This window comes from Polaribacter reichenbachii (assembly GCF_001975665.1).
Classification (GTDB): domain Bacteria; phylum Bacteroidota; class Bacteroidia; order Flavobacteriales; family Flavobacteriaceae; genus Polaribacter; species Polaribacter reichenbachii.
Map to the genome: position 1 here is coordinate 713,254 of NZ_CP019419.1, position 12,729 is coordinate 725,982.

The 12,729-nt window shown below is 29.8% G+C and carries 10 protein-coding genes; 2 read left to right on the top strand and 8 right to left on the bottom strand.

The features are described from left to right. Positions 1–8: 8 nt before the first annotated feature. The 3 genes from cydB to BW723_RS03135 form a co-directional block, all read right to left on the bottom strand. A complete protein-coding gene (gene cydB, locus BW723_RS03125) occupies positions 9–1,085 on the bottom strand; it encodes a cytochrome d ubiquinol oxidase subunit II (RefSeq protein WP_068362417.1) in 1,077 nt (358 codons plus the stop codon). A 5-nt stretch (positions 1,086–1,090) separates the two neighbouring features. Beyond that, positions 1,091–2,422 (bottom strand): cytochrome ubiquinol oxidase subunit I, encoded by a 1,332-nt coding sequence (locus tag BW723_RS03130; protein WP_068362414.1) that lies wholly within the window; start codon positions 2,420–2,422, stop codon positions 1,091–1,093. A gap of 65 nt (positions 2,423–2,487) precedes the next feature. Then, positions 2,488–3,072: a methyltransferase domain-containing protein gene (locus tag BW723_RS03135; protein WP_068363590.1), complete on the bottom strand. Its 585-nt coding sequence runs from the start codon at positions 3,070–3,072 to the stop codon at positions 2,488–2,490. A gap of 103 nt (positions 3,073–3,175) precedes the next feature. On the opposite strand from BW723_RS03135, the gene nadA reads away from it, so the two are divergent. Then, the gene (nadA, locus tag BW723_RS03140; protein WP_068362412.1) at positions 3,176–4,171 is read left to right on the top strand and encodes a quinolinate synthase NadA; all 996 of its coding nucleotides are present in this window, start codon (positions 3,176–3,178) and stop codon (positions 4,169–4,171) included. An 8-nt stretch (positions 4,172–4,179) separates the two neighbouring features. After that, positions 4,180–5,766 (top strand): L-aspartate oxidase, encoded by a 1,587-nt coding sequence (gene nadB, locus BW723_RS03145; RefSeq protein WP_068362409.1) that lies wholly within the window; start codon positions 4,180–4,182, stop codon positions 5,764–5,766. Between the two features lie 56 nt (positions 5,767–5,822). On the opposite strand, the gene trxA is transcribed toward nadB, so the two are convergent. The 5 genes from trxA to BW723_RS03170 all read right to left on the bottom strand — a co-directional run bounded on the left by trxA (position 5,823) and on the right by BW723_RS03170 (position 12,726). After that, positions 5,823–6,119, bottom strand: coding sequence for a thioredoxin (gene trxA, locus BW723_RS03150; RefSeq protein WP_068362406.1), 297 nt, complete (start codon positions 6,117–6,119; stop codon positions 5,823–5,825). A 9-nt stretch (positions 6,120–6,128) separates the two neighbouring features. Further along, positions 6,129–7,124, bottom strand: a complete 996-nt coding sequence (locus BW723_RS03155; protein WP_068362402.1) for a Tll0287-like domain-containing protein — start codon at positions 7,122–7,124, stop codon at positions 6,129–6,131. A 47-nt stretch (positions 7,125–7,171) separates the two neighbouring features. Continuing rightward, positions 7,172–7,828, bottom strand: a complete 657-nt coding sequence (locus BW723_RS03160; protein ID WP_394372176.1) for a Crp/Fnr family transcriptional regulator — start codon at positions 7,826–7,828, stop codon at positions 7,172–7,174. Between the two features lie 391 nt (positions 7,829–8,219). Next, positions 8,220–9,539, bottom strand: coding sequence for a TolC family protein (locus BW723_RS03165; RefSeq protein ID WP_068363585.1), 1,320 nt, complete (start codon positions 9,537–9,539; stop codon positions 8,220–8,222). After that, positions 9,526–12,726, bottom strand: coding sequence for an efflux RND transporter permease subunit (locus tag BW723_RS03170; protein WP_068362397.1), 3,201 nt, complete (start codon positions 12,724–12,726; stop codon positions 9,526–9,528). Before BW723_RS03170 ends, BW723_RS03165 begins: the two co-directional genes overlap by 14 nt. Positions 12,727–12,729 lie beyond the last annotated feature (3 nt).

A 12,729-nucleotide genomic window follows, 5' to 3' on the forward strand; every position in this document is an offset into this window, starting at 1 on the left:
TAAACTAATTAATGTTCTCCATAACCAACATTATCCATTTTTCCTTTAAAAACCTTGTACTGAATTACCATATAAACAGTTACTAAAACTGCTGCAATTGCAAACCAATACACACCTACAGACAAACCATATTCATCTGCAGCAACATTATACAAAGTTAAATCTGGGTTTATATTATTTGTTGATGGCAATACTTTTGGAAAAATAGATGCCACTGTTGATGTTAATCCGCCAAAAAGAAATAACGATGAAAACAAAAATCCAAGTCCGTGTTTTTTGAATGATTTTACTTTAAACAAACCGAATAAACCTGTAAAAGTGATGATTGGAAAAATAAATAACCAAGGTTTGTCTAAGAAGTTATGAAATGGTTTTGGTTCAATAATATGCCAAACTAAAAGCGAAATTATTACCAAACCTAGCAAGACAAAATTTAAATTAAAAACTACATTTTTCAATTTTTCGTTGATGTCTGAATTGGTTTTAAAAATTATCCAGTTTGCACCGTGAATTGTTAAAGAAACTACACCAATAATTCCTAACAACAAAGTAAACCAATCAATAATTCCTAATTGTTCTGTTTGCGGACTAAAAGTCGGATTCCAAAGTGGTAAAAAGAAATAATGTGCTTCTTGCGTAGAAACACCATTTACAACGTTTCCTAAATTTACACCTCTTACCACGTTTCCTAAAGCAACTCCAAAAAATAAAGCTAATAATAAACTTGAAATTCCGAATGCTTTATCCCAAATGGCTTCCCATATTCTGTTATGAACTTGCCCTCTTAATTCTAACCCAATAGCTCTAAAAATAAGCAACCATAAAATCATCATTAAAGGCAAATAAAAACCACTAAAAGAAGATGCGTATAAAGTAGGAAAAGCAAAAAACAATACACCTCCAGAAGCAATTAGCCAAACCTCGTTAGCATCCCAAAAAGGACCAATTGCATTTGTTATTGCTTTTTTATCTTTTTCTTTTTTAGCAAAAAATAAATGAATAATTCCTGCTCCAAAATCATAACCATCTAAAATTACATAAACAGCCAACATTGTCATTAAAACGATATACCAAAATAATTCCATAATTCTTAGTGTGTTTCTGGTTCTGGACCTTTATTAATAATTTTACCTGCTAACATTAAAAATAACATTCCTAAAAGGAGATATAAACCAATAAAACCTAATAAAGTAAATAGTGTATTTCCTGATGAAACTGTTGGTGAGGCTCCGTCTGCAGTTTTTAATAAATTGTAAACCAACCAAGGTTGTCTACCCAATTCTGCTGTGTACCAACCTGTAGTATTTGCAATGTATGGAAAAGGTAACATAAACATTAGCGACCATAAAATCCATTTTGTTTTGTATAATTTCCTTCGGAATAATTGCACTGTTGCCAATAACATTAAACCTATAAAAATGGTTCCTAAACCAACCATTATATGATAAGAATAATACAATCCAGGTACATTTGTTGGGTGTACACTTTTATCAAATTCATTTAAACCTTTAATTTCTGCATTCCAATCTTGATAGGTTAAAAAACTTAAAATATTTGGAACTGCAATTTTGTTATCCAACTTCTTTTCTAACATATTTGGTTGCCCAATTAAAACAATTTCAGAACCTCCTTCTTCAGTTTCAAAAATCCCTTCCATAGCAGCAAATGTTGCAGGTTGATATTTTACTACGTTTTTGGCAACTAAATCTCCTGTTGGAAAAGCCACTAACAAACTAGAAAATAATCCAAAAATAACGCCTGTTTTTACAAACATTTTTCCGAATTCGTGATGTTTATTATTCAACAAATAAAAGGCTCCAATTGCAGCAACTACAAAAGATGATGTTACAATAGATGCTGCTTGATTGTGTAAATAAGAAGGCAATAACCAAGGATTAGAAAATAAAGCGCCAAAATTATTTAAAACAAATTTTCCGTTTTCTATAATTTCATAACCTACAGGATGCTGCATCCAAGAATGTGTGGCAATAATTAAATAACCACTTGCCCAAGAACCTAAAAATACGAGAAAACCAGTGAGAAAATGGAGTTTATGACCTAACAACTTTTCACCAAAAAGAAAAAGCCCTAAAAAGGACGATTCTAAAAAGAAAGAAAACATCCCTTCCATGGCTAAAGTTTGACCAATAATTCCTCCTGTTAATTCAGAAAATTTCGCCCAGTTTGTACCAAATTGGAATTCCATAGGAATACCAGTTACAACTCCCATTGCAAAATTAAGTGCAAAAATTTTCATCCAAAATTTTGCAGCATCATTGTATTTTTCGACTTGAGTTCTTAAAAATTTCCATTTAAAATACACAATCATCAATGACAAACCCATTGTTAATTGCGGAAATAAATAGTGAAATGTGATAGTAAATGCAAACTGCATTCTATCATAGAATAGCATATCTTCCATACCCTTATTTTGAACTATAAAAATACAAAAACAAGATTGCTAATCTGTAACATTTGTTACAATTCTTAATGTTTTTTAATGAATTTCATAAACAGTTCCATTCCTTGTCTATTTGGATAAGAATTGTAGCATTCTTCTAAAATATCAACAGAAAAATAGGGTTTAAAATAAGTTAAATATTCTTCTTTATTCCCACCAAAAGGTGGATGATCTTCATTGAGTTTTGCATCAAACAATAAACCAACTAACTTTCCATTTTGATGCAATAAATCTCTCATTTTTGATGCATATTTTGCTCTTAAATCAGGATTGATTGCACAGAAAAAAGTTTGTTCTATAATCAAATCGAAATCACCTTCTAAATCAAAAAAATTGCCAAGAATTAATTGAACTTCTGGGAAATTAGGCGCTCTTTTTTTTAAATTTTCTAAAGGTTCTTTAGAAATATCTAAAACATAAACATTTTTAAATCCGTTGTTAAAAAGATATTCAGCTTCATAAGAGTTTCCAGCACCAGGAATTAATATTTTAAGCGTTTTGTTAGTTAATTGATCAAAATATGATTTTAAAGGGTTAGAAATATCACCTAAATCCCAACCAATTTTATTTGTTTTATACTTATTTCCCCAAAAATCCTTAGATAAATTCAACATTACTTATTTTATCGTTATAAATTCATAGAATAACATGAATAGTTTCACTAGCTCCAAAATAGAGTTTATATTTGTACTCTAGTTAAAAATATACATTTTTATGGAAACTTTAGCAACCGCAAAAAGAAATCTAAATGAGAAAGGATTTTTAGATATAGAAACACCTAATATTGATTATGTTGAGGAGATTTTAAAGCTAAAAAAAGAAAAAAATGCAGTGATTCTAGCACATTATTATCAAATTGATGAAATACAAGAAATTGCAGATTTTGTTGGTGATAGTTTAGCTTTAGCGCAACAAGCAGCCAAAACAGATGCAGATGTAATTGTTTTTGCAGGTGTGCATTTTATGGCAGAAACTGCAAAAATTTTAAATCCTACTAAAAAAGTTTTATTACCAGATTTATTAGCGGGTTGTTCTTTGGCAGACTCTTGTCCGCCAGAAAGTTTTGCTGCATTTAAAAAACAACATCCAGATCATTTAGTGGTAACTTACATTAACTGTTCTGCAGAAATAAAAGCGTTAAGCGATTATGTTTGTACATCATCTAACGCAAAAAAAATTATAGATTCTTTACCAAAAGAGCAACCTATAATATTTGCTCCAGACAGAAATTTAGGCGATTATCTTAACAAAGAGACTGGTAGAGAGATGTTACTTTGGGATGGGGCTTGTATGGTCCATGAAGCTTTTTCTATGGAAAAGTTAATCGACTTATACAAAGAACATCCAGATGCAGAAATAATTGCACACCCAGAATCTGAAGCACATTTACTTAAAGTTGCTAAATATATTGGCTCTACTTCAGGTTTATTAAACTATGTAAAAAACAGCGAAAAAAACAAGTTTATTGTGGCAACAGAAGCTGGTATTTTGTTTGAAATGATGCAAGAAAACCCAGATAAAATTATTATTCCTGCTCCTGCAAAAGAAGATAACACTTGTGCTTGCAGCGAATGTGCATATATGAAAATGAATACAATGAAAAAATTGTATTTATGTTTAAAACACGAATTGCCTAATATTGAAGTTGAAAGCGAATTGGCAAAAAAAGCAATTATTCCTATTAACAGAATGTTAGAATTATCAAAATAAAAAAACAAATGGTTAGTAACGAAAAGATAATTACCTCAGATTTTTTAGTAATTGGCTCTGGAGTTTCTGGTTTAACTTTTGCACTTAAAATTGCCACCAAACACAAAGAGTCTAAAGTTATAATTGTTACTAAAGATTCACAAAGTGAGTCAAATACCAAATACGCTCAAGGAGGAATTGCTACCGTTTTTGATAAAAATGTTGATAGTTTTGAACAACATGTACAAGACACTTTAGTTGCTGGTGATGGTTTGTGTGATGAAGATGTTGTTAGAATGGTTGTAGAAGATGCACCAAATAGATTACAAGAATTAATTGAATGGGGAACAAAATTCGACAAAAATGAAAATGGATATTACGATTTAGGTCGTGAAGGAGGACACTCTCAAAACCGAATTTTACACCATACAGATATTACTGGTGCAGAAATTGCACGTGCTTTATTAGCACAAGTAAATGCCTTACCAAATATCGATTTTCTAACTCATCATTATGCTATCGATTTAATTACTGAACATCAAGTTAAAAAGAAAAAAACAAAAAGAAATTCTAAAATTTCTTGTTATGGTGCTTATGTTTTAGATGAAAAAAAAGAACAAGTAAAAACAATCGTTAGTAAATTTACCTTACTTGCTTCTGGTGGAAATGGACAAGTTTATGAAACAACAACAAATCCAACAGTGGCTACTGGAGATGGAATTGGAATTGCTTATAGAGCAAAAGCAGAAATTTCTGAAATGGAATTTATTCAATTTCATCCAACAGCATTGTATAATCCTGGTGAATACCCAGCATTTTTAATTTCTGAAGCAGTTAGAGGTTTTGGCGCCAAATTAAGAGATTTTAAAGGCAACTTATTCATGCATAATTATGATGAAAGAGAAGAGTTAGCCTCTAGAGATATTGTAGCAAGAGCCATAGATAACGAATTGAAAAAAAGTGGTAAACCGCACGTTTATTTAGATTGCACCAATTTAGATATGGATAAATTTGCAGCACATTTTCCAAATATTACAGAAAAATGTGCTTCTTTAAATATTGATGTTTCTAAAGATTTTATACCTGTTGTACCAGCATCTCATTACATTTGTGGTGGTGTAAATGTCAACAAAAAGGCAAAAACTTCTATTAAAAAATTATATGCTTGTGGCGAAGTTACTAGAACTGGTTTACATGGAGGTAATAGATTAGCTTCTAACTCATTATTAGAAGGTTTAGTTTATGCACATAATGCTTTTACTACAATTTCTAAAAAGTACAAAAAAGCTAAATTACCTAAAAATGCACCTGCTTGGAATGATAGTGGTGTTATTAAAAATATGGAAAAGATATTAATAACACATGATAGAAATGAGGTAAAAACCATTATGACAAATTATGTAGGTATTGTGCGCTCTAATGAACGTTTAAAACGTGCAGAAAAAAGATTAAGAGTTTTGTATGAAGATAACAAACGCTTGTACGACCACTCTGAACTTTCTGTTGATTTATGTGAGTTAAGAAACTTAATTACTACTGCTTATTTAATTACTCAATTTTCTAAAAAAAGAACTAAAAATTGTGGTGGTTTTTATAGTTTAGATTGTATCCAATAAAAAGCACCTGAAATTAATCAGATGCTTAGCAATCAACCAATACTCTATTATAAACATCAACCAAAATTATTTATAATAGATACTAAATCGTTTTTTGGCACAACACCAGATTGTTTCCAAACTTGTTTACCAGATTTGTATAAGATTAATGTTGGTACTCCTCTAACCTGATACTTTGCTGCTAAGGCTTGGTTTTTATCAACATCAATTTTAATAATAGAAATTTTATCGCCTAAAGTATCTTTTACTTCTTTTAAAATTGGAGACATTGTTTTACATGGCCCACACCAAACAGCAAAAAAATCTACTAAAACTGGTTTATCTTGATTAATAATTTCTGTAAACTTGCTCATACCTAATTATTATTTATTAAAAGTGATACTCCAAATACCTCTTACTTCATTCTCATGATAACCAGTGGCTAAATCTTTTGGATATAATTTTTCTAATTCTTCTATTGTACTTAATTTAATATCAGAATTTTTAGTTCCATGACATTGCAAACACATTCTATTTGTTTTAATAGGATAATAAAAATGGACTTTTTTATCAGAAACCACCAAAACAGGATCTGATTCTTTATTCAATTTTACATCTTCTTTAAAAATATTTATATACCCTTTTTCGATTTCAGAAGCTGAATTTTTAGGATTTCTTGGTTTATCTGAAACTCTTTTTATAGTCGCATTATTTACAATAGCCATACTATCAGTTAATGGATATGCTTTTATATTACAAAATTTTAAAGCCCCTAAAGTTCCTTCTTTTTGTATTTTACCTATTAAATTTTTACCCAAAACAGCTTTGGTAGATAATGCATATTTTAATCCTCTTTCATTGTAAGGTACATTCATAGCATCGTTTTTTATACGATTACCTTGCATCCCTTTTCCATTTTTAATTCCATTTCCCATTCCGTTTCTATGTTGCTCCTTGTAATGTTTTTCGAACCATTCTGGTTTTTCAAGCTCATTATCAAACATATATTCTGCAATAAGTTGAATTGTTTCTTCTGGATATCCTAATTTTGGCATTAAACCAAATCGTTTTACTGCACCATACATTTTAGCCTTTTCGTTTGTTGGGTTTTTCATCCAACTTTGCATATCATTTATAAAATCTTGTTTAGAAGTATTTTTACTGATATATCTTCTTTTTATGGCAATCATTGGTGGTGCTAATCTACTTTCTTCTGGTGCATTAAGACTATGACAAGAGTAACAACTTGTTTCCATTAATCTTTTGCCTTTATGCTTTGTAGAACTTACATCCTTTTTAGCATAAGAAGATGTTTTCTGAGAATCTTTACAACTAAAGACCAGACTAAGTACGAGTAAAACTGCTATTGAATTTTTCATATAAATACAAAAATAAGATGTGTATCAATAGCATTCAGTAACTTATGTTACAATTGTAATACTTTGATACTGTTTCTAAAAAGTGCTATTTTTTGTTCGTTCTCTAATTTTTTTAATAAACGAGATATTACAACTCTAGAAGTATGTAAATCTTGCGAAATTTCTTGATGTGTAGTAAAAATCACATCATTATGTGTAACCATTGCTTTGTCTTTTAAATATCTGAATAAACGTTCGTCCATTTTTAAAAATGCAATAGTATCTACAGCCTCTAAAAGTTCATCCATTCTATTGTGATAACTCTGTAAAATAAAAGATTGCCAAGATTTATAAACACCTAACCACTCTCCCATTTTTTCTTTAGGAATCATAATTAGCTCTACATCTGTTTCTGTAACTGCCCTAATTTTGCTTTTAGTTTGCCCTAAACAACAAGATAAAGTCATAGCGCAAGTATCTCCTTTTTCTAGATAATACAGTACCAATTCATCTCCATTTTGGTCTTCTCTTAAAATTTTTATGGCACCATTTAATAATAATGGCATGAACTTAATATAATCGCCTATTTCTATAATAATTTCGTCTTTTTTAAAAGTCTTTGTTATGCCAATTTCATTGATTTCTGATATTAAAGCATCTTCTAAAAGATATCCAAAATTTGTTTGTAAATTACTGTTAGTTTCTAACATTAGATTGATTTTCATTAAACATTTAAATTTAATGAAAATGTAATAAAAAATCCGAGTTAAAAACTCGGATTTTTACAATCAACAAATACAAAACTTACTTTTGAGTTTTTTTATCGCTGTTCATTAAAAGATAAACAGCTATAATTAAGCCTACAACAACCAAGGCAAAAACTCCAATCATAATCGTTCCATTAACCCATGAAACTAAGGGTAGTTTACAAAAACTCATTATATACAAATTACTACCACAAAGTTATATGTTGTGGTAAATTTAAAATATGATAAAAGTCAGTTTATTAAAAATTTTAAATGGGTAATTTTGGGCTTCAATGGGATTTATTTTCTATGAAAAAAATAACCTTGAATTAATAGTTTGTTGGGGGACAACTATGATTCAGGGTTTCTTTTAAAAATCTACATTTAAAATATCTCCACTTAATTGTAATAGCTCTAATTCTATTAATTTAGCATCAAATTTTGCGTTATTTAGTGCTGTTTTTGCATTAATTAAATTAATTTGAGCTTGTCTAAATTCTATAGATGTTACTTGCCCAAGTTTATAACGTTCTTCTGTTCTTTCGAAGTTATTCTGTGTAGTTGCCACATTTTTTTCTTGAGCACCAATTATAAACAACTGATTATTATAATTTTCCCAAGTGTTTTTTAAATTATTTTCTATGGTAACTTTTTGTTGTTCTAATAAAATTTGCTGATTTTCTAAAGCTATTTTAGCATTTGCAACATTTGTCTTTGTTGTTCCACCATCAAACAAACTCCAAGATAAACTTAAACCCGCATTTAAACCAGTAGATGTAGAACCTGCTAAGAAAGATGTTGCTGGGTTTTCACTTTTGTTCCATCCATAAGATGTACTAAAATCTAAAGAAGGCATATAATTGGCTTTATTTATTTTGATGTTAAACTCACTAATCGCAATGTTTTGTTCATTTTGTTTTAAAAGTGAATTGTTCGTTAAGGTTTTAGCTTGTAGCTCATCAAAATTCATCATATTCGCAAAATTAACATCAGTTTCTACTGTATAATCTACTGCTTTTTCAACTCCTAAAATGATGTTTAAACCACGTTTAGCATTGTTTAACTGCTGTTTAGCAGTAATTAACGTAATGCTATCATTATTTACATCTACCTCTGCATTTAGCATTTCTAATTTTGTGGTTTGCCCATAATCGTATTGATATTGAGCACGCTGCAAACGTTTTTTAGAAATGGCTAAAGCTTCTGATAAATTTTCTTTGTTTTCTGATAATCTTGCAATTTGAAAATATGCTGTAAACAACTGTAAATAGGTATTTTCTATAGTTTCTCTGGCTTGATATTCTGTTAAATTATAGGTTTCTTTTAATTGTTGATAATTATACTTTCTACCTAAACCATCAAAAATGGTATAATTTAAACTCAAAGAAGCATTGTACGATTTTGTTACAGCACCATTTACAGTTGTAGACTCACCTGCTTGACTGGTAATCGTTTGGTTATTTTTACTATAATTTGCCCCAGATGATACTGCAGCTGTTGGTAAAAAACCAGTATTGTAAATACTTGTATTATTTTTAGCTACTTCTAAATTATTATTGGCAATTTTAACTCCGAAATTATTTTCTAGAGTAATTGCTAATGCTTCTTTTTTTGTTAATATTTCTTGAGAAAAAACTTGTAAAGTCGATAAAAAAACGACTAATAATATTGTGTTTTTAATGATCTTCATTTTCATCGAATTTAGATTCTATAATTGCTCTTTCTACTTCTTCTTTTGTAACCTTTTCACCTGTTTTTAACCATTTAATTCCTACTTTCATAGAGTTAGAAACCGATAATAATAAGGGCAACATTACCAAAGTTAAAACTGTAGCAATTGCAATACCATAAGAAATAGATATTGCCATTGGTATTAAAAATTGTGCTTGTCTACTTTTCTCTAACATTAAAGGCGCTAAACCAGCAATAGTAGTTAAAGAAGTTAAGAAAATTGCTCTAAAACGAGATTGACCTGCTGCAATAAGTGCATCATCAAACTTCATACCTTCTTTTAAATAAGCATTGAATTTACCAATTAAAACCAAACCGTCATTTACCATAATACCTACTAAAGCAATGATACCTAAGAATGATAAAATACCAATTGAAAAATCGTGAATAAAATGCCCCCAAATAACTCCAATCATACTAAAAGGAATCATTATTATTAATAATATTGGCTGGCTATATGAACGGAATGTAAACGCAATTACAATATAAATTAAGAGTAAAATTATTGGTCCAACTAAGTTTACAGAATCTGTTGTTTTTTTAGCTTCTCTATTTTGACCTTCGTAAAGAGGAGTTACAGTATGATATTTAGATAAAATCTCTGGCATAACCTTAGTTTTTATATCATCTAAGATCTCAGTTGCACTGGTTTCTAAATCTCTTAAATCTGCAGTAACTTGTATTTCTCTTTTACCATCTAAGTGATTAATAGCAATGTCTCCTCTTGCAATAGTATAATTGGCAATTTCAGAAAACGGAATTCTTGTTCCTGTTGGAGTTATTACTCGCATATCATCTAAATTTTTAATCGATGATCTGTCTTTTTTATCATAACGAACCCAAATTTTAATTTCGTCTTGCCCTCTTTGAAAACGCTGTGCTTGTAATCCGAAGAAACCATAACGCACTTGTGCCATTACAGATTGTAGGTTTAAACCTAACAAATAAGCGTTGTCTTTTAAAGTAATTTTTACTTCTTTAATCCCTGCAGGATCATTATCAGAAATATCTTTTAAAAGCGAATTATTTTCTAAAACTAATTTTAATTCTTCTTTGGCAGCTTTTAATTCTGTAATATTATTACCTAATAAAGAAACCGCAACTGGGCTACCACCAAAATTACCACCAGAACCAAAAACTAAACTTTCTACACCATAAACTTTACCTACTTTATCGCTAATAGCATTTGTTATTTCTGGTGATGAAAAATCTCTAGCTTCACCTGGTAAAAGGTTAACACTTAAAGTTGCATTTGCACTACCTGGCCCAACTCTTTTTATTACATTTTCTACAACATCAAAGTCTCCAGATTGTTTGGCAGAATATTCCTCATTAATTAGCCAAACTTTTTCTTCTATGGATGAAATAATCGAATCTGTAATTTTTTCGTTAGTACCTTGAGGCATAGTTAACGTAATCTTTACTTGATCACTTGCTACTCTTGGAAAAAATGATTGTTTTATAATTCCTGCATTCATAGCTAGAATACTAAAAATTAACAACCCAATAGGAATACCAAAAGCAAAAATTTTGTTCTGTAAACTGAACCTTAAAAAAGGCATATAGTAATTATCTCTAATTTTCATTAAAAATGCATCTGCACCACTATTTACTTTGTTAAAGAAATCGTCTAGTTTGTTGCTTTTTTTCTTTTCGCCATTTTCTAATCTTTTTCTGTCTAAAGCTTTAGAGTGGGCAATGTGAGCAGGCAAAATAATTAAGGCTTCTATTAAAGAAACTGTAAGCGTTAACAATACAATTGTAGATACTTCACCAAAAAAACTACCTATTCTACCATCTACAAAAAAGAAGGTAGAAAAAGCGATAATTGTAGTTAAAATTGCTGATACAATTGGTGGAATAACTTCCATTGTTCCATCTATTGCCGCTCGTATTTTAGTTTTCCCTAAATCGTAATAATGATGATAAATATTTTCTCCAATTACAATACCATCATCAACCAAAATACCAATTACAATAATCATCCCAAAAAGAGATAATACGTTTATAGTTACATCAAATTGAGCTGCGAAAATAAACATTCCAAAAAATGCGATTGGCAAACCAAATGCTACCCAAATTGCTAAACGTAAATTTAAAAAGAGTGCTAAGAAAAATAATACTAAAAGTATACCTACAACTCCGTTTTCTACTAATAATTTTGTTCTACCATTTAAGGTTAAACTTCTGTCGCTAGTAACGCTTAATTTTACATTTTGGTTTTCTTGATTGTATTTATGAATATACTCTTTAATTTTATCCGCAGAAGAAATTAAATCTTCGTTATTGGTATTGCTTACTGTAATATCTATGGCTAAATTGCCATTATAATACAATCTATCTGGTGTTTCTGACCAAGTATCTCTAACTTCTGCAATATCTTTTAAACGAATAATATTACCATTAGTTTCTGTTCTAACAATTAAATTTTGTAGTTCTAAACCATAATAAGATCGATTACTTGCTCTAATTAAATAATCTTCTTCTGAGGTTTTTATATTACCACCTGTTATTAAAATATTAGAATTTGTAACTGCACTAGAAACCTCTGCAAACGATAAATTGTAAGCACGTAAATCATTTTCTCTTACTGCAATTTCTATTTCTTCATCAGGAAAACCAGAAAGCGAAACTTGAGAGATACCTTCCATACCTCTAATATCATTTTCTACATTTCTTGCATATTGTTTTATCGATTTTAAAGAAAGGTTATCACCACTAACCGTAAAACTAATGGTTGGTCTAATACTCTCTACCTTAGCAATAACTGCAGGTTCCATACCAGAAGGAAAAGACGGAACTCTATCTACTGCATTTTTAACATCAGATAAAACAACATCTATATTTTTGCCTTTTTCTACTTCTATACTTACAGTTGCAGAATTTTCTCTAGATACAGAAGTTACTCTTTCTACACCTACAATTCCTTTTAAATTATCTTCGATTTTTAGCACAACACCTTCTTCCATTTCTGCAGGAGATGCACCAGGATAAGCTAAAGAAATATTTATTAGTTCTGAATCTACCAATGGAAAAAAGGAAGATTTCATACTAAATATACCTACTGCCCCAAAGATGATAAATGCAATAATTACTACATTTACGGCTACAGGGTATTTTATAAAATACGTAATTATTTTTTTCATATA